Source organism: Motiliproteus sp. SC1-56, from assembly GCF_017309075.1.
Taxonomy (GTDB): Bacteria; Pseudomonadota; Gammaproteobacteria; order Pseudomonadales; family Balneatricaceae; genus Motiliproteus.
Map to the genome: position 1 here is coordinate 37,577 of NZ_JAEMGS010000007.1, position 22,370 is coordinate 59,946.

The 22,370-nt window shown below is 60.6% G+C and carries 16 protein-coding genes and 2 tRNA genes; 11 read left to right on the forward strand and 7 right to left on the reverse strand.

Annotated elements, in window-relative coordinates; all coding sequences use genetic code 11:
• The first annotated feature begins 31 nt into the window (after nt 1-31).
• From rplK to JGZ97_RS09140, 11 genes are all read left to right on the forward strand, one after another.
• Complete coding sequence (gene rplK, locus JGZ97_RS09090) at nt 32-466, forward strand: 50S ribosomal protein L11 (protein ID WP_207062310.1); 435 nt, start codon at nt 32-34, stop codon at nt 464-466.
• Entirely contained in the window at nt 466-1,161 is a 696-nt protein-coding gene (rplA, locus tag JGZ97_RS09095) for a 50S ribosomal protein L1 (protein ID WP_207062311.1), read from the forward strand. Before rplK ends, rplA begins: the two co-directional genes overlap by 1 nt.
• A gap of 257 nt (nt 1,162-1,418) precedes the next feature.
• On the forward strand, nt 1,419-1,913 hold the full coding sequence (gene rplJ / locus JGZ97_RS09100; RefSeq protein WP_207062312.1) for a 50S ribosomal protein L10: 495 nt from the start codon (nt 1,419-1,421) through the stop codon (nt 1,911-1,913).
• A 63-nt stretch (nt 1,914-1,976) separates the two neighbouring features.
• Nucleotides 1,977-2,348 (forward strand): 50S ribosomal protein L7/L12, encoded by a 372-nt coding sequence (rplL, locus tag JGZ97_RS09105; RefSeq protein WP_207062313.1) that lies wholly within the window; start codon nt 1,977-1,979, stop codon nt 2,346-2,348.
• Between the two features lie 179 nt (nt 2,349-2,527).
• The gene (rpoB, locus tag JGZ97_RS09110; RefSeq protein ID WP_207062314.1) at nt 2,528-6,607 is read left to right on the forward strand and encodes a DNA-directed RNA polymerase subunit beta; all 4,080 of its coding nucleotides are present in this window, start codon (nt 2,528-2,530) and stop codon (nt 6,605-6,607) included.
• A gap of 66 nt (nt 6,608-6,673) precedes the next feature.
• The gene (rpoC, locus tag JGZ97_RS09115; RefSeq protein WP_207062315.1) at nt 6,674-10,915 is read left to right on the forward strand and encodes a DNA-directed RNA polymerase subunit beta'; all 4,242 of its coding nucleotides are present in this window, start codon (nt 6,674-6,676) and stop codon (nt 10,913-10,915) included.
• A gap of 143 nt (nt 10,916-11,058) precedes the next feature.
• Nucleotides 11,059-11,430, forward strand: a complete 372-nt coding sequence (gene rpsL / locus JGZ97_RS09120; RefSeq protein ID WP_207062316.1) for a 30S ribosomal protein S12 — start codon at nt 11,059-11,061, stop codon at nt 11,428-11,430.
• Between the two features lie 131 nt (nt 11,431-11,561).
• Complete coding sequence (rpsG, locus tag JGZ97_RS09125; protein WP_207062317.1) at nt 11,562-12,032, forward strand: 30S ribosomal protein S7; 471 nt, start codon at nt 11,562-11,564, stop codon at nt 12,030-12,032.
• 15 nt (nt 12,033-12,047) lie between these two features.
• A complete protein-coding gene (fusA, locus tag JGZ97_RS09130; RefSeq protein ID WP_207062318.1) occupies nt 12,048-14,144 on the forward strand; it encodes an elongation factor G in 2,097 nt (698 codons plus the stop codon).
• 32 nt (nt 14,145-14,176) lie between these two features.
• Nucleotides 14,177-15,403, forward strand: a complete 1,227-nt coding sequence (gene tuf, locus JGZ97_RS09135) for an elongation factor Tu (protein WP_207062319.1) — start codon at nt 14,177-14,179, stop codon at nt 15,401-15,403.
• 348 nt (nt 15,404-15,751) lie between these two features.
• Entirely contained in the window at nt 15,752-16,519 is a 768-nt protein-coding gene (locus JGZ97_RS09140) for a hypothetical protein (protein ID WP_207062320.1), read from the forward strand.
• A gap of 150 nt (nt 16,520-16,669) precedes the next feature.
• Here JGZ97_RS09140 and JGZ97_RS09145 read toward each other — a convergent pair whose 3' ends face one another.
• The 7 genes from JGZ97_RS09145 to JGZ97_RS09175 form a co-directional block, all read right to left on the reverse strand.
• The gene (locus JGZ97_RS09145; protein ID WP_207062321.1) at nt 16,670-17,167 is read right to left on the reverse strand and encodes a TIGR02281 family clan AA aspartic protease; all 498 of its coding nucleotides are present in this window, start codon (nt 17,165-17,167) and stop codon (nt 16,670-16,672) included.
• A 185-nt stretch (nt 17,168-17,352) separates the two neighbouring features.
• Nucleotides 17,353-19,416, reverse strand: a complete 2,064-nt coding sequence (locus JGZ97_RS09150; RefSeq protein WP_207062322.1) for a bifunctional diguanylate cyclase/phosphodiesterase — start codon at nt 19,414-19,416, stop codon at nt 17,353-17,355.
• 294 nt (nt 19,417-19,710) lie between these two features.
• A tRNA-Gln gene (locus JGZ97_RS09155) sits at nt 19,711-19,785 on the reverse strand.
• A 95-nt stretch (nt 19,786-19,880) separates the two neighbouring features.
• Nucleotides 19,881-19,957: transfer RNA gene (locus JGZ97_RS09160), tRNA-Met, on the reverse strand.
• 63 nt (nt 19,958-20,020) lie between these two features.
• Complete coding sequence (gene ychF / locus JGZ97_RS09165) at nt 20,021-21,112, reverse strand: redox-regulated ATPase YchF (RefSeq protein ID WP_207062323.1); 1,092 nt, start codon at nt 21,110-21,112, stop codon at nt 20,021-20,023.
• Between the two features lie 20 nt (nt 21,113-21,132).
• A complete protein-coding gene (gene pth / locus JGZ97_RS09170; protein ID WP_207062324.1) occupies nt 21,133-21,720 on the reverse strand; it encodes an aminoacyl-tRNA hydrolase in 588 nt (195 codons plus the stop codon).
• A 28-nt stretch (nt 21,721-21,748) separates the two neighbouring features.
• Nucleotides 21,749-22,333: a 50S ribosomal protein L25/general stress protein Ctc gene (locus JGZ97_RS09175; RefSeq protein ID WP_207062325.1), complete on the reverse strand. Its 585-nt coding sequence runs from the start codon at nt 22,331-22,333 to the stop codon at nt 21,749-21,751.
• Nucleotides 22,334-22,370: the final 37 nt, after the last annotated feature.

Below are 22,370 nucleotides of genomic sequence, written 5' to 3' on the forward strand. Positions count from 1 at the left end.
AAAGGCGCTACTACCCATTTGGAGAGAAACCATGGCTAAGAAAGTCGAAGCTTATATCAAGCTGCAGGTTGCAGCGGGTAAAGCTAACCCCAGCCCCCCTGTTGGTCCTGCTTTGGGTCAGCACGGCGTTAACATCATGGAGTTCTGTAAGGCCTTTAACGCGGCGACGCAGAACGTTGAGCCGGGTCTGCCGACGCCGGTGGTCATTACCGTTTACGCCGACCGCAGCTTTACCTTTGTTACCAAGACGCCTCCTGCGTCTGTACTGCTGAAGAAAGCGGCCGGCCTCAAGAGCGGCTCTGCTCGCCCCAACACTGAAAAGGTAGGCACGGTTAACCGTGCGCAGCTGGAAGAGATCGCCACCGCCAAGATGCCCGACCTGACCGCTGCTGATATGGATGCCGCCGTACGCACCATCGCAGGCAGTGCGCGCAGCATGGGTCTGAACGTGGAGGGGGTAGAGTAATGGCTAAGCTGACAAAACGTGCCAAGGTGATCGCCGAGAAGGTCGACTCTGGCAAGCAGTACGCAATCGACGAAGCGGTCAGCCTGCTGGCTGAGCTGTCCACCGTCAAGTTCACCGAATCCTTCGACGTGGCTGTGAACCTGGGTGTCGATCCGCGTAAATCTGACCAGGTAGTGCGTAGCGCAACTGTGCTGCCCAACGGTACTGGCAAGGATGTCCGCGTTGCGGTTTTTGCCCAGGGCGCCAACGCAGAGAAGGCGACCGCGGCCGGTGCTGACGTGGTTGGTTTTGAAGACCTGGCCGAGAAGGTCAAGGGTGGCGAGCTGGATTTTGACGTTGTCATCGCGACTCCCGACGCCATGCGCGTCGTGGGTCAGCTGGGCCAGATCCTCGGTCCCCGCGGCCTGATGCCCAACCCCAAGGTGGGCACCGTCACGCCTGACGTCGAGACTGCGGTCAAGAACGCCAAGGCCGGCCAGGTGCGTTACCGCACCGACAAGAACGGCATCATCCACGCCCCGCTGGGTAAGGTGGGCTTTGAAGCCGCTGCCGTTAAGCAGAATCTCGAAGCGCTGATCGCTGACCTGAAGAAGGTCAAGCCCGCTTCTGCCAAGGGTGTTTACCTGAAGAAGGTTACCCTGTCCACGACCATGGGCCCGGGTCTGACCCTGGACCAGGGTAGCCTGGACATCTAAGGCATTTAGGCTGGCCCGGGCTCGGGTCGGCCGACGAACTTTGGGGTCTTCGCCAGCGTTGCGCTGGCGGGGGCCGTCAAAGACCGCAGGCGGAAGTGTCTCTCTAAGAGGTCCTCCTTAATACTCAGCCTGCGCAGATGGTGACCCGATTCAGAATTGATACTGGATCCTGCACCGTACTTAGTTTCTCCCCTCGGGGAGGGAAGAGTAACGAAGTCAGCGCCCACGGGGCTGGCTTGAATCCAGGAGTAAAACTAGTGGCACTAGGACTCGAAGACAAAAAAGCGATCGTCGCTGAAGTCCAGGAAGCTGCTCAGGGAGCTCTGTCTGCGGTAGTTGCGGATTCCCGCGGCGTGACCGTAGGTAAAATGACAGAGCTGCGCAAGCAAGCGCGCGAAAACGGAGTCTGGCTGCGCGTCGTGCGCAACACCCTGGCCCGTCGTGCGCTCGAAGGTACCAGCTATGAGTGTCTGACCGACACCCTGGTTGGCCCGAGCATCATCGCGTTTTCTACCGAACACCCGGGTGCCGGCGCGCGCATCCTCAAAGCGTTCGCCAAGGAAAACGACAAGCTCGAGCTGAAAGCTGCCGCCTTCGAAGGCGAAAAGGTAGAGATCGGTGTTCTGGCAAGCCTGCCGACATACGACGAAGCCATCGCCAAGCTGATGAGCGTCATGAAAGAAGCTTCCGCTGGCAAGCTGGTCCGCACCCTTGCGGCCGTTCGCGATCAGAAAGAGCAGGAAGCCGCCTAAGCGCCGCTTCTGCCTGTAACGACTTTAACGAGCAATTGCTCTAGATAAATCAGGATTTGTACCATGTCTCTGACTAAAGAAGATATCATCAACGCCATCGCCGAAATGTCCGTCATGGACGTTGCTGAGCTGGTTTCCGCCATGGAAGAGAAGTTCGGCGTTTCTGCCGCGGCTGCCGTTGCCGTTGCCCCCGGTGCCGAGGGTGGCGCCGCTGCTGAAGAGCAGACTGAGTTCGACGTCATTCTGACTGCCGCTGGCGACAAGAAGGTTAACGTCATCAAGGCCGTACGTGCTGCTACCGGCCTGGGCCTGAAAGAAGCCAAGGCGGTTGTTGACGGTGCGCCTGCGCCTGTTAAGGAAGGCGTCAGCAAGGACGAAGCCGAAGAGCTCAAGAAGGCTCTGGAAGAAGCCGGCGCTTCTGTTGAAGTCAAGTAATAGCGAAACGCCTTGCGCGTTGGCTACTGCGTAATCGCAAGATGCGCATATGGCCGGTGGCTAGAAGCCACCGGCCTTTTTGCCGTTATAACAAGACATTGCGTCTTGACGGCTCTTGACGGAGGTGACCGCCGGTCGCGCTCTGTCCTTTGTTTCGGTGCACAAGCTGGGGAATGCTGATGGCTTACACGTTCACAGAGAAAAAACGTATCCGCAAGGATTTCTCTAAATTGCCTCATGTCATGGATGTGCCTTACCTGCTGGCCATTCAGATCGATTCGTACCGCAAGTTTTTACAGACCGGTGCGGCATCAGCAGAAGACAAGAAAGATGTAGGTTTGCACGCTGCGTTTAAGTCCGTGTTTCCAATCGTTTCCTACTCCGGAAACGCAGCGTTGGAATATGTTGGTTACAAGCTGGGTGAGCCGGCTTTCGACGTCAAGGAGTGTCAGCTCCGCGGCGTTACCTATTCAGCCCCCCTGCGCGTCAAGGTTCGCCTGATCATTTATGACCGCGATTCTTCGACCAAGGCGGTCAAGGATATCAAGGAGCAGGAAGTCTACATGGGCGAAATGCCCCTGATGACTGAAAACGGTACCTTCGTCATTAACGGTACCGAGCGCGTTATCGTTTCCCAGTTGCACCGTTCCCCGGGTGTGTTCTTCGACCACGACAAGGGTAAGACGCACTCCTCCGGTAAGCTGCTTTACTCCGCGCGGGTGATTCCTTACCGTGGCTCCTGGCTTGATTTCGAATTCGATCCCAAGGACAACGTGTTCGTGCGGATCGACCGTCGCCGCAAACTGCCGGCGACCATCCTGCTGCGGGCCCTGGGCCTGGGCAGCGAAGAGATGCTGGATCTCTTCTTTGATACCGATAGCTTCAGCCTGAAGGGTGACCAGGTGAAGCTGGCGCTGGTGGCCTCCCGTCTGCGTGGTGAAACCGCCACCTTTGACCTCAAGGATGCCGACGGCAACGTGCTGGTTGAGGAAGGCCGCCGGATTACCGCCCGTCATATCCGCAACCTGGAAAAGGCCGGGCTGACCGAGCTGGACGTTCCCCGCGATTACCTGATCGACAAGGTGCTGGCTCACGACCTGGTTCATCCTTCCACCGGTGAGGTGCTGGCCGAGGCCAACGCCCTGATTACCCAGGACATTCTGGACGCCGTTCAGGATGCGGGCATCGACACCCTGGAAACCCTGTACATCAACGACCTGGACTGCGGTCCTTTCGTTTCCGACACCCTGCGCATCGATCCGACCCGCAACCAGTTGGAAGCCCTGGTTGAGATCTACCGCATGATGCGCCCCGGCGAGCCCCCCACCAAGGAGTCTGCCGAGGCCCTGTTTGAGAACCTGTTCTTCACCCTGGACCGCTACGACCTCTCTGAAGTGGGCCGGATGAAGTTCAACCGTCGCCTGGGCCGTGAAGAAGTCACCGGCGAAGGCACTCTGGACAAGGATGACATCATCGAGGTCCTCAAGACCCTGGTGGACATCCGTAACGGCAAGGGCATCGTCGACGACATCGACCACCTGGGTAACCGCCGTGTGCGTTCCGTTGGGGAGATGGCCGAGAACCAGTTCCGCGTCGGCCTGGTCCGCGTTGAACGCGCTGTGCGCGAGCGCCTTTCCATGGCGGAAAGCGACGGCCTGATGCCTCAGGACCTGATTAACGCCAAGCCTGTCGCCGCGGCGATCAAGGAGTTCTTCGGTTCCAGCCAGCTGTCCCAGTTCATGGACCAGAACAACCCGCTGTCCGAGGTGACTCATAAGCGCCGTGTTTCCGCGTTGGGCCCGGGCGGTCTGACCCGTGAGCGCGCAGGCTTTGAAGTGCGCGACGTGCACCCGACCCACTACGGCCGTGTATGTCCCATCGAGACCCCTGAAGGTCCGAACATCGGCCTGATCAACTCGCTCTCCACCTACGCCCGCACCAACAGCTACGGCTTCCTGGAGAGCCCCTACCGTAAGGTGGTGGACGGCGTGGTCAGCGACGAGATCGAGTACCTGTCGGCCATTGATGAAGCCCAGTACGTGATCGCCCAGTCCAACGCCAAGCTGGATGATGACAGCCGTCTGGCCGAGGATCTGGTTTCCGTCCGTCACATGAACGAATTCAGCGTGATGCCCCCGGAGAAGGTCCAGTTCATGGACGTCTCCCCGCGTCAGGTGGTTTCCGTGGCCGCCTCTCTGATTCCGTTCCTTGAGCACGACGACGCCAACCGGGCCCTGATGGGATCGAACATGCAGCGGCAGGCCGTGCCGACCCTGAAATCTCAGAAGCCCATTGTCGGCACCGGCATGGAGCGCAACGTCGCCCGTGACTCCGGGGTCTGCGTGGTCGCCCGTCGCGGCGGTGAGATCGAGTCCGTCGACGCCGGCCGTATCGTGGTCCGGGTCAACGACGACGAGGTGGTCGCAGGCGAGGCGGGTGTGGACATCTACAACCTGACCAAGTACGTCCGCTCCAACCAGAACACCTGCATCAACCAGCGTCCGCTGGTGCGCACCGGTGAGAAGGTTGCCCGTGGCGACATCATGGCCGACGGCCCCTCCACCGATATGGGTGAGCTGGCCCTGGGTCAGAACATGCGTATCGCCTTCATGCCCTGGAACGGTTACAACTTCGAGGACTCCATCCTGATCTCCGAGCGGGTGGCCCAGGAAGACCGTTTCACCACCATCCACATCCAGGAGCTGACCTGTGTCGCCCGTGACACCAAGCTGGGGCCGGAGGAGATCACCTCCGATATTCCCAACGTCGGTGAGAGCGCGCTCGGGAAACTGGATGAGTCCGGTATTGTCTATATCGGAGCCGAGGTCGGCCCCGGTGACATCCTGGTGGGCAAGGTCACGCCCAAGGGCGAGACCCAGCTGACACCGGAAGAGAAGCTGCTGCGTGCCATCTTCGGTGAGAAAGCGTCCGACGTGAAGGACACCTCCCTGCGGGTCAAGACCGGCACCAAGGGCACCGTTATCGACGTGCAGGTCTTCACCCGTGACGGCGTGGAGAAGGACAAGCGCGCGGTGCAGATCGAAGAAGAGCAGCTGACCAGCATTCGCAAGGACCTTAACGACGAGTTCCGTATCGTTGAAGGGGCGACCTTTGAGCGTCTGCAGCGTGCCTTGGTCGGCGCCAAGGTCAACGGCGGTCCCAACCTGAAGAAAGGCGACACCCTGACCGAGGAGTACCTGTCCGGCCTGCCGCGTTCCGACTGGTTCAAGATCCGCGTCGACGACGAGGAGCTGGTGCAGACCCTGGAGCGTGCCCAGGAGCAGCTGGCCGAGCGTCGCCAGATGCTGGAAGACCGCTACGAAGACAAGAAGCGCAAGCTGCAGCAGGGCGATGACCTGGCGCCGGGCGTACTGAAGATCGTCAAGGTCTACGTGGCCGTTAAGCGTCGCATCCAGCCCGGTGACAAGATGGCCGGTCGTCACGGTAACAAGGGTGTTATCTCCGCCATCATGCCGGTGGAAGACATGCCTTACGACGAGAACGGCGAGCCGGTTGACATCGTGCTGAATCCGCTGGGTGTTCCCTCGCGTATGAACGTGGGCCAGGTGCTGGAAACCCACTTCGGCGCTGCCGCCAAGGGGCTCGGGGATCGCATCAACGCCATGCTCGAGGCGCAGGAGAAAATCGCCAAGATCCGCGAGCTGCTGGTTGAGATCTACAACCAGGTCGGCGGGCTGATCAAAGAGGACATCGACGGCCTCAGCGACGACGAGGTGCTGGAACTGGCCCGCAACCTGCGCGAGGGTGTGCCCTTTGCGACACCGGTATTTGACGGCGCCAACGAGACCGAGATCAAGAGCATGCTGGAACTGGCCGGACTGGACACCAGCGGTCAGCGGATGCTGATGGACGGCCGCACCGGCGAGCCCTTCGATCGTCCGGTGACCGTGGGCTACATGTACATGCTCAAGCTCAACCACCTGGTCGACGACAAGATGCATGCCCGTTCCACTGGCTCCTACAGCCTGGTTACCCAGCAGCCGCTGGGTGGTAAGGCCCAGTTCGGTGGCCAGCGCTTCGGTGAGATGGAGGTCTGGGCCCTGGAGGCCTACGGCGCCGCCTACACCCTGCAGGAAATGCTCACCGTCAAGTCCGATGACGTCAACGGCCGGACCAAGATGTACAAGAACATCGTGGACGGCGACCACCACATGGAGCCGGGCATGCCCGAGTCCTTCAACGTGCTGGTCAAGGAAATCCGTTCCTTGGGTATCGACATCGAACTGGAAAACGAATAAGCCGCAGTTATCAACGAGGTGAGGGGCTTCGCCCCTCACAACCGATAACTCCGTTAGGAGCCGCCGATGAAAGATTTGCTTAACCTGTTGAAATCGCAAGGCCAGAGTAACGAGTTCGATTCCATTCGAATCTCCCTGGCTTCGCCCGAGATGATCCGCTCCTGGTCCTATGGTGAGGTCAAGAAGCCGGAAACTATCAACTACCGTACCTTCAAGCCCGAGCGTGAAGGTCTGTTCTGCGCCAAGATCTTTGGCCCGGTCAAGGACTACGAGTGCCTGTGCGGCAAGTACAAGCGGCTCAAGCACCGTGGTGTGATCTGTGAGAAGTGCGGCGTTGAAGTCGCCCTGGCCAAAGTGCGTCGTGAGCGCATGGGCCACATCGAGCTGGCCAGCCCCGTGGCCCACATCTGGTTCCTCAAGTCGCTGCCGTCCCGCATCGGCCTGCTGCTGGACATGACCCTCCGTGACATCGAGCGGGTGCTCTACTTCGAATCCTTCGTGGTGACCGAGCCCGGCATGACCGACCTGGAAAAAGGTCAGCTGCTCAACGACGAGGAGTACTTCGAGAAGCTCGAGGAGTACGGCGACGAGTTCGAGGCCAAGATGGGTGCCGAGGCGATCCAGGCCCTGCTGGCTTCCCTCGACATGGAGGGCGAAATCGCCCAGATGCGCGAGGAGATTCCCAGCACCAACTCCGAGACCAAGATCAAGAAGATCTCCAAGCGGCTGAAGCTGATGGAGGCCTTCGTGGCGTCCGGCAACAAGCCCGAGTGGATGATTCTCAAGGTGCTGCCGGTTCTGCCGCCGGATCTGCGTCCGCTGGTGCCCCTGGACGGTGGCCGTTTCGCCACCTCCGACCTGAACGATCTGTACCGTCGGGTAATCAACCGTAACAACCGCCTCAAGCGCCTGCTGGAGCTCTCCGCGCCCGACATCATCGTGCGTAACGAGAAGCGTATGCTGCAGGAGTCCGTGGACGCGCTGCTGGACAACGGCCGTCGCGGCCGTGCCATCACCGGCTCCAACAAGCGTCCGCTGAAGTCCCTGGCCGACATGATCAAGGGTAAGCAGGGTCGCTTCCGTCAGAACCTGCTGGGTAAGCGGGTCGACTACTCCGGCCGTTCCGTTATCGTGGTTGGCCCCTACCTGCGCCTGCACCAGTGCGGCCTGCCCAAGAAGATGGCCCTGGAGCTGTTCAAGCCGTTTATCTTCTCCAAGCTGGAGCTGCGCGGCCTAGCCACCACCATCAAGGCGGCCAAGAAGATGGTCGAGCGCGAGACCCCCGAGGTGTGGGATATCCTCGCCGAGGTCATTCGCGAGCACCCTGTCATGCTGAACCGGGCGCCGACTCTGCACCGTCTGGGTATTCAGGCGTTCGAACCGGTCCTGATCGAGGGTAAGGCGATCCAGCTGCACCCGCTGGTCTGTGCCGCCTACAACGCCGACTTCGACGGCGACCAGATGGCGGTCCACGTGCCGCTGACCCTGGAAGCCCAGCTCGAAGCCCGTGCCCTGATGATGTCCACCAACAACATCCTCTCTCCGGCCAACGGCGAACCGATCATCGTGCCTTCCCAGGACGTGGTGCTGGGTCTGTACTTCATGACCCGGGAAAAGATCAACGCCAAGGGTGAAGGCATGGCCTTTGCCGACCACGAGGAGGTGCATCGCGCCTATCACGGCAAGCAGGTTGAGCTGCAGGCCAAGGTCAAGGTGCGCATCAAGGAAACCGTGCGCGACATCGAGGGTAACGTCAGCGAAGCGACACGCATCGTCGACACCACCGTCGGCCGTGCGCTGCTGTTCGAGATCGTTCCCGCGGGGCTGCCCTTCGAAATGGTCAACCAGCCGATGAAGAAGAAGGCCATCTCCAAGATACTGAACGAGGCTTACCGTCGCTGCGGCCTGAAGGATACCGTCATCTTCGCCGACCAGCTGATGTACATGGGTTTCGCCTTCGCCACCCGTTCCGGCGCGTCCGTGGGTGTGAACGACTTCGTTATTCCGGCCCTGAAGAAGGACATCATCGGCGACGCCGAAGCCGAGGTGAAGGAGATCGAAATGCAGTACGCCGACGGTCTGGTCACCGCCGGCGAGAAGTACAACAAGGTGATCGACCTCTGGTCCCGTGCCAACGAGAAGGTCACCGAAGCGATGATGGCGGACCTCAAAGTTGATGACGTACTGGATGCTGATGGCAACCCGGTGCTGGACGAAGAGGGTAACCCCAAGCAGCAGGAGTCCTTTAACTCCGTCTACATGATGGCCGACTCCGGCGCCCGGGGTAGCGTGGCGCAGATGCGTCAGCTGGGCGGTATGCGGGGCCTGATGGCCAAGCCCGACGGCTCCATCATCGAGACCCCCATCGTGGCCAACTTCCGTGAAGGTCTGAACGTACTCCAGTACTTCATCTCCACCCACGGTGCCCGTAAGGGTCTGGCCGATACGGCTCTGAAGACCGCTAACTCCGGTTACCTGACCCGTCGTCTGGTGGACGTCGCCCAGGACCTGGTGATCACCGAGCGTGACTGTGGCACCGAGAGCGGGCTGACCATGGCGCCTCTGATCGAAGGCGGTGACGTGGTGGTGCCTCTGGGTCAGCGCGTGCTGGGCCGAGTGGTCGCTACCGACGTGATCGACCCCGGCACCCAGGAGACCCTGATCCCCGCCGGCGAACTGATCGACGAAGCCTGGGTCTTGCGCCTGGAGACCGACGAGAAGCTCTCCTCCATCGACGAGATCAAGGTACGTTCTGCCATCACCTGTGAGACCCGTCACGGTGTCTGTGCCCAGTGTTACGGCCGTGACCTGGGTCGTGGTCACCTGGTCAACCAGGGCGAGGCGGTCGGCGTTATCGCTGCCCAGTCCATCGGTGAGCCGGGAACCCAGCTCACCATGCGGACCTTCCACATCGGTGGTGCGGCCTCCCGTGCCGCAGCGGTGGACAGCATTCAGGTTAAGAACGGCGGCGAAATCCGCCTGCACAACCTCAAGTACGTCTCCAAGCAGGACGGTAACCTGGTTGCCACCTCCCGTTCAGGCGAACTGGGTGTCACCGATGCCCACGGTCGTGAGCGCGAGCGTTACAAGGTGCCTTACGGCGCCCTGATTAAGGTCAAGGACGGCGAGAAGGTGGAAGCGGGCGACGTGGTTGCCAACTGGGACCCCCACACCCACCCGATCGTCGCGGAAGTGGCCGGTAAGGTGGCCTTCTCCGGCATGGAGGAGGGGCTCACCATCACCCGTAAGACCGATGAGCTCACCGGTCTGACCGCCATCGAGGTGCTGGATCCCAAGGACCGTCCTACCTCCGGTAAGGACCTGCGGCCGATGATCACCCTGGTGGACGACGCCGGCAACGAGCTGATCCACCCCGCCAGCGGCAGCCCGGTGCAGTACATGATGCCCGGTGGCGCCTGGCTGAACATTGACAACGGCGCGCCCCTGGAAGTGGGTGACGTTATTGCCCGTATTCCCCAGGAAAGCGGCAAGACCAAGGACATCACCGGTGGTCTGCCCCGGGTTGCCGACCTGTTCGAAGCCCGTAAGCCCAAGGAGTCCTCCATCCTGGCGGAGATCTCCGGTGTGGTCAGCTTCGGCAAGGAGACCAAGGGCAAGAAGCGTCTGGTGATCACCCCCAACGAGGGCGAGCCCTACGAGGTGCTGATCCACAAGTGGCGTACCCTGAACGTGTTCGAAGGCGAGCAGGTGGAGAAGGGCGAGGTGATCTCCGACGGTCCCTCCAACCCGCACGACATTCTGCGGATCCTGGGCGTCGAGGCGCTGGCCAACTACATCACCTCAGAGATTCAGGACGTTTACCGCCTGCAGGGTGTTGGCATCAACGACAAGCACATCGAAGTGATCGTGCGTCAGATGCTGCGTAAGGTCGAGATCCTCGGCGGTGGTGACACCAGCCTGATCAAGGGCGACCAGGTGGAGTACAACCAGCTGCTGGAGGCCAACGAGAAGGCGGAGGCCGAAGGCAAGGCTCAGGCTCAGTTCGAGCGGGTGCTACTGGGTATCACCAAAGCGTCCCTGGCCACCGAGTCCTTCATTTCCGCAGCCTCCTTCCAGGAGACTACCCGGGTGCTGACCGAAGGCGCGGTGACCGGCAAGTCCGACTCCCTGCGTGGTCTGAAGGAGAACGTGGTGGTGGGCCGTCTGATCCCTGCCGGTACCGGGCTTGCTTACCACGCCGAGCGCAAGCGTCAGCGTGAGGAAGCGGCTCAGGCCAGCGGCACCAGCACGGTGAGCGCCGAGGAGATCCAAGCGGCTCTGGCCGAGGCCCTGAACTCGGAAAATTGATCGGTAAGGGCCTGAACCCTTGGGTTCGGGCCCTTATTGACTCAGGCGGGCGAGATGATTAAAATTTCGCCCCTTCGTGGCAGGGTCGCAGATCCTGTCTTTTTGTATGGTGCTTTTTATTCAAAAGCGTGGAGTTAAGCTGAATGGCTACTATTAACCAATTGGTTCGTAAGCCGCGCAAGCGCAAGGTCGCTCCGAGTGACGTACGTGCCCTCGAGGCCTGTCCTCAGCGTCGTGGCGTTTGCACTCGCGTTTACACCACTACCCCGAAGAAGCCGAACTCGGCCCTGCGGAAGGTATGTCGTGTGCGCCTGACCAACGGCTATGAAGTGTCTTCCTACATCGGTGGTGAAGGTCACAACCTGCAAGAGCACAGTGTTGTGCTGATCCGTGGCGGTCGTGTTAAGGACCTGCCCGGTGTGCGTTACCACACTGTTCGCGGCGCCCTGGATACCTCCGGTGTTGCCGATCGTAAGCAAGCCCGTTCCAAGTACGGTGCCAAGCGTCCCAAGTAAGACGTTCGGAAACCCTGCCTGATGTAGCGGCTACGCTACCCGGACATTGTTGACGATAAGAGTAAGGTCGGGCCTTTATGCTACGTGTAGGTGCCCGGACTAACCTGAAGACCTAATTTAGAGGGCTTATCATGCCTAGAAGACGCGTTGTCGCTAAGCGCGAAATCCTGCCGGATCCCAAGTTCGGCAACCAGACCCTGGCCAAGTTCATGAACCACGTCATGGTCAGCGGTAAGAAATCCGTCGCCGAGAAAATCGTATACGGCGCCCTGGACAAGCTCCAGGAGCGTGGTGCCAGCGATCCCGTTGAAGTATTCACCAAGGCCCTGGAAGCCGTGCAGCCGATGGTTGAGGTTAAGTCCCGCCGCGTTGGTGGTGCCACCTACCAGGTCCCCGTAGAAGTGCGCCCCTCACGCCGCTCTGCCCTGGCCATGCGCTGGCTGGTAGACGCAGCCCGTAAGCGTGGCGAGAAGTCCATGGCACTGCGTCTGGCCGGCGAGATCGGCGATGCCGCCGAAGGCCGTGGCGCCGCCGTCAAGAAGCGTGAAGACGTACACCGCATGGCGGAAGCCAACAAGGCTTTCTCCCACTACCGCTTCTAAACAGAGGACAATTCCGTGGCTCGTAAAACACCGCTTAACCGGTACCGCAACATCGGCATCTGTGCCCACGTTGACGCCGGTAAGACCACCACTACCGAGCGCGTCCTGTTCTACACCGGTCTGTCCCACAAGATCGGTGAGGTACACGACGGCGCCGCTACCATGGACTGGATGGAGCAGGAGCAGGAGCGGGGTATCACCATCACCTCCGCCGCGACGACCTGTTTCTGGGCTGGTATGAACCAGCAGTTCGACCAGCACCGCGTCAACATCATCGACACCCCCGGGCACGTTGACTTCACTATCGAAGTTGAGCGTTCCCTGCGGGTTCTCGACGGCGCTGTGGTCGTGCTCTGTGCCTCCTCCGGCGTACAGCCCCAGACCGAGACCGTCTGGCGTCAGGCCAACAAGTACGAAGTGCCCCGCATGGTGTTCGTCAACAAGATGGACCGTGCCGGCGCTGACTTCGACATGGTTGTTGAGCAGCTGAAAAGCCGTCTGGGCGCCGTCGCCGTGCCGATCAACTTCCCGATCGGTGCCGAGGACGAGTTCAAGGGCGTGGTCGACCTGGTCAAGATGAAGGCGATTCTCTGGAACGAAGAAGACCAGGGCATGACCTACGAAGAGGCGGACATCCCCGCCGACCTGCAGGCCAAGGCCGAAGAACTGCGCGAGCAGCTGGTCGAAGCCGCCGCCGAAGGCTCCGAAGAGCTGATGGAGAAGTACCTCGAAGAGGGCGACCTGACCAACGACGAGATCAAGGCCGGTATCCGTGCCCGCACCCTGGCGAACGAGATCGTGCCCATGCTGGCAGGCTCCGCGTTCAAGAACAAGGGTGTGCAGGCCATGCTGGATGCGGTTATCGAGCTGATGCCCTCGCCCCTGGACGTTAAGGCGATCGAAGGTACCCTGGACGACGCCGAAGGCACCGTGGCTACCCGTGAGGCCGACGACAAGGCGCCCTTCGCCGCCCTGGCGTTCAAGATCGCCACCGACCCCTTCGTCGGTACCCTGACCTTTATCCGGGTCTACTCCGGTACCCTCAAGTCCGGTGATGCGGTTTACAACTCCGTCAAGCAGAAGAAAGAGCGCGTCGGCCGTATGGTGCAGATGCACTCCAACAACCGCGAGGAGATCAAGGAAGTGCTGGCCGGCGACATCGCCGCCACCATCGGCCTGAAGGACGTTACCACCGGTGACACCCTGTGCGATATCGACAACAAGATCGTTCTCGAGCGCATGGAGTTCCCCGATCCGGTAATCTCCGTAGCCGTTGAACCCAAGTCCAAGGCCGACCAGGAGAAGATGGGTATCGCGCTGGGCAAGCTGGCCCAGGAAGACCCCTCCTTCCGTGTCGAGACCGACGAGGAATCCGGACAGACCATCATTTCCGGTATGGGTGAGCTGCACCTGGACATCATCGTCGACCGCATGAAGCGCGAGTTCAAGGTAGAGGCCAACATCGGCAAGCCCCGCGTGGCCTACCGCGAGAAGATCCGCAGCTCTGTCGACGCCAACCACAAGTTTGCCCGTCAGTCCGGTGGTCGCGGCCAGTACGGTCACGTGGTCATCGAGTTCTCTCCCTCCGAGGAGGACGGTCTGGAGTTCGTCAACGAGATCGTCGGTGGTGTTATTCCCAAGGAATACATTCCCGCGATCGAGAAGGGGATCACCGAGCAGATGCAGAACGGCGTCATCGCGGGCTACCCGCTGCTGGGCCTGAAAGCGCGTCTGTACGACGGCTCCTTCCACGAGGTGGACTCCAACGAGATGGCGTTCAAGATCGCTGCCTCTCAGGCACTGAAGAAGTACGCCGCGCAAGCGAATCCCTGCCTGCTCGAGCCGATGATGAAGGTCGAGGTGGTCACCCCTGAGGATTACATGGGCGACGTCATGGGCGACCTGAACCGTCGCCGCGGTATCGTTCAGGGCATGGAGGATACCCCCTCCGGTAAGGTTATCCGGGCCGAGGTGCCGCTGGGTGAAATGTTCGGTTATGCAACCGACCTGCGCTCTGCGACCCAGGGTCGTGCGACCTACGCCATGGAGTTTGAGAAATACGCCGAGGCGCCGCAGAACATCGCCGAAGCTGTTATCAACGCTGAATCTTAATCACTGATTACGAGACTAAGAGGTTATATACCGTGTCTAAGCAAACTTTTGAACGTAACAAGCCCCACGTCAACGTTGGTACCATCGGCCACGTTGACCACGGCAAGACCACTCTGACCGCCGCTCTGACCCGCGTTTGCGCCGAAGTATGGGGCACCGGTGAGCTGCGCGCTTTCGACCAGATCGATAACGCGCCCGAAGAGCGTGAGCGTGGTATCACCATCGCTACCTCTCACGTAGAGTACGACTCTCCCGAGCGTCACTACGCTCACGTTGACTGCCCCGGCCACGCCGACTACGTCAAGAACATGATCACCGGTGCTGCCCAGATGGACGGCGCGATCCTGGTTTGCGGCGCCACCGACGGCCCCATGCCCCAGACCCGTGAGCACATCCTGCTGTCCCGTCAGGTGGGTGTTCCTTACATCGTCGTGTTCCTGAACAAGGCTGACCTGCTGGCTGACGACTGTGGCGGCGCTGACAGCGAAGAGTACGCAGAGATGCTGGAACTGGTCGAAATGGAACTGCGTGACCTGCTGTCCGAGTACGACTTCCCCGGCGACGACACCCCGATCATCCCCGGTTCTGCCCTGATGGCGCTGAACGGCGAAGACGACAACGAAATGGGTACTACCGCTGTTAAGAAGCTGGTAGAAACTCTGGACTCTTACATCCCCGAGCCTGAGCGTGCCATCGACGGCGCCTTCATCATGCCCATCGAGGACGTATTCTCCATCCAGGGCCGTGGTACCGTTGTTACCGGTCGTGTTGAGCGCGGTATCATCAAGGTTGGCGAAGAAGTTGAGATCGTCGGCATCAAGGAAACCACCAAGACTACCTGTACTGGTGTCGAGATGTTCCGCAAGCTGCTGGACGAAGGCCGTGCCGGTGAGAACGTTGGTGTTCTGCTGCGTGGTACCAAGCGTGACGACGTTGAGCGTGGTCAGGTACTGGCTAAGCCCGGTTCTATCACTCCTCACACCAAGTTCGAAGGCGAAGTCTACGTACTGAGCAAGGACGAAGGTGGTCGTCACACGCCTTTCTTCAAGGGCTACCGTCCCCAGTTCTACTTCCGTACCACTGACGTCACCGGTTCTTGTGAACTGCCTGAAGGCGTTGAGATGGTTATGCCTGGCGACAACATCCAGATGTCTGTCGAGCTGATCGCTCCGATCGCCATGGACGAAGGTCTGCGCTTCGCGATCCGCGAAGGCGGCCGTACCGTCGGTGCCGGCGTTGTATCCAAGATCATCGAGTAATCTTGGTGGCAGGTGAGGGGCTCGCCCTTCACCGCCTTCTCGAAAAGCCGCGTCTCCCAGGAGGCGCGGCTTTTTTATTGCCTAGGGACATCAAGACGTCCCTGCCGCCATCCTGCGCACAAAGGCCTAGGTCTCCCTCAGGTCACCCGCTGGCTGCCTGCGCTATAGTTTCATACGCGGGCCAGTGAGTTGGCATCGAAGAAGTTAACCAGCAGCCTTATTGGCCGGTCTGCTACGTATGTATCTAGCCAGGCCGCGTTCCCTCGCATCGCCTTAATCGGCTGTTTGGCCCGTTATCGGCAGTCCTGTCCTCAATCGCTTTTTCCAAACCAGTTGAAGGAGGCCTTTATGCCGACCCAGGAAGAACTGCAGATGTGGCTTGAGGAGGTGGCGACGGCCGCGGCCCCGTTCGGGGAGGCGGCGTCTGTGGCGGCCGCAGCGCCGGATATTACCTGTGCCTATCTCATCAACCTCCTGAATCGCCTGCTGCTCAGGATTGCGCAGGATACGGCGATCAGCGGTATGACCGGTGCAGAAACCCAGGCCTACCGGGATCTGCAGGTGCTGCGCACAAGAATTATCCGCGCCTGCGATGAGTCGCAGCAGCCTGAAGAGGTCGAAGAGACATCGGAGAATGGCGACGAGCCGGAGCCCGGGAGCGAGACGCCGCCGGATGAGACGGAGAGTGAACCGGTAACGCCGCTTCCCGAGAAGCCGCAACCGGTTGAGGTGGTGGAGCCCGATCCTACCTGTTGCGATATCCACGGCCACCAGCTGCCCAGCCTGGATTTCCGGGGGCTGACCCTCGGGCAGCGCTCAGGCGGTGTGCTGCTTGGTGGCAGCGTGGTGAGCGAGCATCCCTGTGGTTTCGCCTATTGGGACATGAAAGTGGTGATGGTCGGGCGGGACGGCACTCAGACGCGGGTCTACCGGACGACCAGTCGTGTGGGGAACTCCTCCAAGCAGCTTTCGCTGGAGTTACCCTCGTCGCTGCTGCGGGGCTTTCGCTCCGGATTTGTCGAGATCACGGTGGAATCGACCTGTGGCACCTCGAACCGCGCCATCCGCAGTAACCACGGCTGGGTGATCAAGCCCGGCAGTCCGACGCAGCCTTAGGCTGGGCGTTCTTTGAGGCTTGTGGCGTATCGGTGCGCGATCAGCGCTACGCCGCGAGGAGGTACCCAGGTAGCAGGGCAGAAATAAAAGGAGAGGGGAAAGCCGGGAAGTTGCGGCTAGCGGCGATTGTGCGCCGCCAGCCGGCGGGTCTTATTGCTGCTGGTCCGAAGCGTCGGCCAGGATTTCGGCGCCCTGGCACCCGGAGAGGGCGAGCTGGGGCGGGTTGAAGGAGAAGGTGAAGTTGCCGGCCTGCTTGAGGGCATTAAGCCCGAGAATCTGGCGTGTCTTGCCCGGGAACACCGCGGCTTCGACGTTGGTGAGCCTGCAGTTGCCGATGTTCATCTCGGCCAGTTCGTAAACCGGGACCACGATCTCCGAGCCGTTGGCCAGCACTCCTCGCAGCTCGCGCTGGTACTCGGCCTGACCGCTCTCTTTCAGCCCCGCCAGGGTGGTTTCGTTGATGGTCATGTAGCCCGAGCCTGTGTCGACCATGAAATCCATTGCACCCATCTCGCCGACCTCTGCCTGAACGTAGAAGGTGGTCGCATTCCCTTGCCACATGGGAATGGTATTGCTCGCTTCGTTGGCGTTCGCGGCGGAGAAGGTCAGGGGACCCAGGAGGGCAAAGAGGGGCAGCAGTTTCTTCATCGTAGAAAATCTCACGGTAGCTGAGTCTCTGGGCACGCCTTAGGCGACTGCGCTTGCCCGTTTGGCCATCCTCTGGCATGCGGTAGGTCACCGCTCAATCTGTACCGGCTAGAGTAGCGAGTTTCCCACAGGTGGGCATTGACGGATGTCAGGCAAACGCCCGTTTTGATCAAAAAACAGCCTGCTCAGGCGCCACTGAAAAAGTCGTAATCCATGCGGGATCGCGGCGCCTGGAGGTAGTAGCCCTGGATATAGTGGACCCCGGCCCGGTACAGCTTGGTCATAACGTTGGTCCCTTCCACCAGGGGGGCGACCACGGTTTTTTCACCGAGGCGCAAGGGCTCGATCAGCTTGTCGAACGCCTCGTGCTTGGCCGGGTCTTCCAGCTCCTGGACAAAGGAGCCGTCCAGCTTCACGTACTCGGCCGGGACGTGGCGCAGCACATTTTCCGAGTCGATGGAGCTGCCGTAGTGCTTGATGCAGGCGCTGGCATGGAGTTGCACCAGCCCCTGGGCGAAGATGTTGGCGTACTTGAGGTAGGAGGAGGCGTCGGCTTCGCTGAACTGGAAAATCAGCGAGTCGCCTGGCACTTCGAACGCCTTGAGCTGCTCCGCAATCCACTGCAGCAGCCGCGGGTCCTCCAGGGAACGCCCGGTCAGGTTGATAAACAGGCGGTTGCGCTTGCCCTCTCGGTGCTCCTCGGCCAGCTGGCGAATGCTCTCCTGGATCACCCAGCGGTCGAGCTCCACGCTCAGCTCCGCGTGATCCAGCATGGTGAGGAACATGTTGGGGGAGACTTCGTTATCGTCCTTGTCGATCAGGCGCAGCAGTACTTCGTACAGGCTCTGGTGGTCGCCGCGAAGGCTGACCACCGGCTGGAACAGGAGCTTGAAGCTATTGTCCTTGATGGCGGCGCGGAGCTTTTTGACCGAGAGGCCTTCGTCTTCCTCCTGCTCCTCCGGAACCAGCAGGTTGACGCCGTTGCCGCGCTGACTTTCGCTGCTCACCCCCTCGGAGGCGGCCTGTGCCAGACGCAGTACTTCCTGGGAGCTGGGCGAGTCGGCGGTAATGGGGGTGACGCCGATGCTGCAGGTGGTCTGGATGCTCTGGCCGGCAACGGTGGAGAGGTTGCTCTCCACCGCAGCGCGGATCCGCTCTGCGACCTCCATGGCCTTGCTGGAGTCTGGATCGCCGTAAATCAGGGCGAAGGCGTCAAGGTTGTAACGGGTCAGGACATGGGCCCGGTTGACCAGTTTTTTCAGGGTGTTGGCCACGTCACGGACGATGGTGTCAGCCCCGTTGACCCCCACCTCCGCTTTGAGGCTGTTGAAATTGTCGAGGGTGATGTAGAACAGGTGTAGCCCTTGCCCAGCCCTGACTGCCGACTGCACCGCCTGGTCCAGCTTCTTGGCGAGAAACACCTGGTTCTTGAGGCCGGTCACTAGGTCCTGCTCGGCGAGGGACTCCATCACCGCGTCCTGGTGGGGGGTGTGCATGGTGACCTGGATGCAGGCGGTCCGCTCGAACCGGGAGCGGTGCAGGTTCAGGCTGGCATTGAAGCGGCTGTTGTCTTTGCGACGGATCAGCAGGTCCAGATCCTGTTCAACGTCGCTGTCGCTGCGAAAATCGTCCAGCCCCTGGCTCAGTTTCTGTTTTTCTTCGCCGTCGGCGAGTTGTTCCAGGGGGCTGCCAAGGAGCTCCTTGCTGTCCTCAAAACCGGTCATTTCCATGAAGGCCGGGTTCAGGTAAATCAGCTCGTGCTCCTTGTTGACGAAGGCAATGGCCTCGCTGGAGGAGTGCAGCAGCTCGCGTAGGCGCTTCTCGGATTCGACCAGGTGGAATTCGGCCTGACGCCGGCGACGGCGGTTCTTCAGGTGGTAGAGTTCCCGGCGGATCACCAGGGTTAGAAGCTCCTTCTGGTCAAAGGGGACCACGGCGCTGGCGCGGTTCTTCATGCCTTCCAGGCGGTGCTCTACGTCGGCTGTCGGGGCCAGCACGATAACCGGAATATCCTTGTTGTGAGCTTTGAGCTGTTCGCCCAGCTCGGCGAGACTGAGCGGCGCCTGTTGCGCGATCAGGATCAGGTCCCAGGTACGCGCGCCGAGGGCTTTGTTCAGTTGCTCCGCGGTATCTACTTGCTCCGCGTGGGCGCTGAGTCGTTCGGCCTGTAGCAGGGAGATCACAGGCTCCGAGTCCGTGGATTTGACGCCGATGAAAAGGATATTGAGGTTCTGTCGCAACTTCTGCATAAGTGCCGCTTTTCTGAAGTCCGTTCCGGTTGAGCGGCTAGATTACACCTTTAGCGGGTAATTATCATCTGTGGAGCCTGGGGCTGTGTTGCCATTTCAGGGCCTTAGCGCGGTGTCCTTGAGGCTCTGGGCAGATCGGCTGACTGCGTCGGCAAAGGGGCGGGGGGCAGCGAAAGGAAAGTAGCTGTGAGGCGGCAGGTCAGTGCGGGTGCTCGTGCGTGTATTGTTCTGCTGACGCCGGACTTGACTGTGCGACGGATCGGATCTGAGGATTGTGCTGTAGGGGAGAAAAGATGGCTGGGGTGGCAGGATTCGAACCTACGCATGACGGGATCAAAACCCGTTGCCTTACCGCTTGGCGACACCCCAGCAGAGGTTGGTGGCTACAGCTGAATGTTAGCTGTTTTTCCACCGCCAGCAACAAGAGAGAGGGGCCTCTTTGACTGCTGGCTCAATACGGAGAATGGTGGCTATGACTAGATTCGAACTAGTGACCCCATCATTATGAGTGATGTGCTCTAACCAACTGAGCTACATAGCCGCCGTATTGAGGCGCGAATTATTCCCTGTTCCGGGAATCTTGTCAACACCTCAGAAACAGATTTTAGACGTTGAACCGGAAGTGGATCACGTCCCCGTCCTGGACCCGGTACTCCTTGCCCTCCAGGCGCCATTTCCCTGCTTCCTTGGCCCCCTGCTCGCCGTTGCAGGCGACGAAGTCGTCGTAGGAAATCACCTCGGCGCGGATAAAGCCTTTCTGGAAGTCGGTGTGAATAACGCCGGCCGCCTCGGGGGCGGTGGCGTTCTGCTTGACGGTCCAGGCGCGTACTTCCTTCACCCCGGCGGTGAAGTAGGTCTGCAGCCCCAGCAGGTGGTAACCGGCCCGAATTACCCGGTCCAGGCCTGGCTCTTCCATCCCCAGGTCGGCGAGAAACTCAGCGCGCTCCTCGTCGTCCAGCTCGGCGATCTCTGACTCCAGCTTGTTGCAGATGGCCACCACCTCGGCCCCCTCGTTTGCGGCCAGTTCGCGTACCTGGTCCAGGTGGGGGTTGTCCTCGAAGCCGTCCTCGTCGACGTTGGCAATGTAGAGGGTGGGCTTGGCGGTGAGCAGGTTTAGCCCCTTGATCGCCTTGCGCTCGTCGTCGTTGAGTTCCGCGGAGCGAACCGGCTCGCCACGCTCGAGGTAGGGCAGGATTTTTTCCAGCAGGGCCTTGGTCTTGAGGGCGTCCTTGTCGCCGCTCTTGGCGACGCGCAGCACTTTCTGCAGCTGTTTTTCCACGGACTCAAGATCAGCCAGGGCCAGTTCGGTGTTGATCACGTCGATGTCGGCCAGCGGGTCGATCTGGTTGGCCACGTGGATCACGTTATCGTCTTCAAAGCAGCGCACCACGTGGGCGATGGCGTCGGTTTCGCGGATGTTGGCCAGGAACTGGTTGCCCAGCCCCTCACCCTTGGAGGCGCCGGCCACGAGGCCCGCGATATCCACGAACTCCATGGTGGTGGGGATCACTTTCTGCGGGTTGACGATGGCCGACAGCTTGTCCAGACGCGGGTCGGGCATGGGCACGATGCCGGCATTGGGCTCGATGGTGCAGAACGGGAAATTTTCGGCGTCGATCCCGGCTTTGGTCAGTGCGTTGAACAGGGTGGATTTGCCTACGTTGGGTAGGCCGACGATTCCGCAGTTAAATCCCATGGTGTGATCCTGTGCTGAGGTCAGGCCTTGAAGCTGTGCAGCTTGGTCATCGCCTTGGCCAGGCCCTCGGTGAGTAGTAGAGGTAGTGTATTGAGTGCTGCGTCCAGCGCGGCCTGAACCTGCTCGCGCTCGTTGGCCGGGGCACGGCCGAGGACGTAGTTGTGTACCAGTTTGGCGTTGCCCGGGTGGCCGATGCCGATCCGCAGGCGCAGAAATGAGCGGTCGCCGCCCAGCTTTTCGATGGTGTCGCGCAGGCCGTTGTGGCCGCCGTGTCCGCCGCCCTGCTTGAGGCGGGCGCTGCCCGGGGGCAGATCCAGCTCGTCGTGGGCCACCAGGATCTCCTCGGGCGCCACTTTGAAATAGCTGGCGAGGGCCTGAATCGCTTGGCCGCTGAGGTTCATGTACGTGGTGGGGATGAGCAGGTGCAGGTCCCGTCCGGCCAGGTGGGTCTTGCCGTGAAGACCGTGAAACCGTTTCTCGGGTTGCAGGGGGCAGCGGAGTTGCTGCGCCAGCTGCTGAACAAAATCGGCCCCTGCATTGTGACGGGTCTGGTCGTACTTGGGCCCGGGATTACCCAGGCCGACGATCAATTTAACCGCTGTTGTCACCGTGCAGGAGCCTCGACCTCGCTAGTGCTTACTTGCGCTTGCGAGCAACGGTGGCCACCGGCTGGTCGTGGTCGGCACCCAGCGCCAGGGCGGGGATAGTCACGCCGTTCGGGCACTTGACGTCGGACAGGTGGACGATTTCGTCAACCTTGACGTGCTGCATGTCCACTTCCAGGTACTCGGGCAGGTTGTCGGGCAGACACTTGATCTCAACCTGGTTGAGGATGTGAGAAGCCTTGCCACCGAGCTTGATCGCCTCGGACTTGCCTTCGTTGACGAAGTGCAGGGGCACGGTGATCTTGATCGGGTTGCTCTTGGTGACGCGCTGGAAATCCGCGTGCAGGATCACGGGCTTGGCCGGGTGGCGCTGCAGGTCCTTAAGAATGACCCGCTCTTCCTTGCCGTCGATGCTCAGGTTGAGGATGCTGGAGAAGAAGGCTTCGGACTCCAGTGCCTTTGACAGGTCCTTGTGAGGAATGGAGATGGCCTGGGGCTTCTTCTGCTTGCCGCCGAACACGATGGCGGGAACAAGGCTCGCTTCACGACGCAGGCGGCGGCTCGCACCTTTCCCCAGGTCGTCACGGGCTTGGGCGTTAACGGTGAAATCAGACATTTTTGTCGTCCTTTAAAAAAAGACTGCAACACCCTTG

Coding starts and splice junctions, on each gene's coding strand:
- rplK (WP_207062310.1), top strand. CDS start 32: ATGGCTAAGAAAGTCGAAGCTTATATCAAGCTGCAGGTTGCAGCGGGT.
- rplA (WP_207062311.1), top strand. CDS start 466: ATGGCTAAGCTGACAAAACGTGCCAAGGTGATCGCCGAGAAGGTCGAC.
- rplL (WP_207062313.1), top strand. CDS start 1,977: ATGTCTCTGACTAAAGAAGATATCATCAACGCCATCGCCGAAATGTCC.
- rpoB (WP_207062314.1), top strand. CDS start 2,528: ATGGCTTACACGTTCACAGAGAAAAAACGTATCCGCAAGGATTTCTCT.
- rpoC (WP_207062315.1), top strand. CDS start 6,674: ATGAAAGATTTGCTTAACCTGTTGAAATCGCAAGGCCAGAGTAACGAG.
- rpsL (WP_207062316.1), top strand. CDS start 11,059: ATGGCTACTATTAACCAATTGGTTCGTAAGCCGCGCAAGCGCAAGGTC.
- rpsG (WP_207062317.1), top strand. CDS start 11,562: ATGCCTAGAAGACGCGTTGTCGCTAAGCGCGAAATCCTGCCGGATCCC.
- JGZ97_RS09140 (WP_207062320.1), top strand. CDS start 15,752: ATGCCGACCCAGGAAGAACTGCAGATGTGGCTTGAGGAGGTGGCGACG.
- JGZ97_RS09145 (WP_207062321.1), bottom strand. CDS start 17,167: ATGAAGAAACTGCTGCCCCTCTTTGCCCTCCTGGGTCCCCTGACCTTC.
- JGZ97_RS09150 (WP_207062322.1), bottom strand. CDS start 19,416: ATGCAGAAGTTGCGACAGAACCTCAATATCCTTTTCATCGGCGTCAAA.
- ychF (WP_207062323.1), bottom strand. CDS start 21,112: ATGGGATTTAACTGCGGAATCGTCGGCCTACCCAACGTAGGCAAATCC.
- JGZ97_RS09175 (WP_207062325.1), bottom strand. CDS start 22,333: ATGTCTGATTTCACCGTTAACGCCCAAGCCCGTGACGACCTGGGGAAA.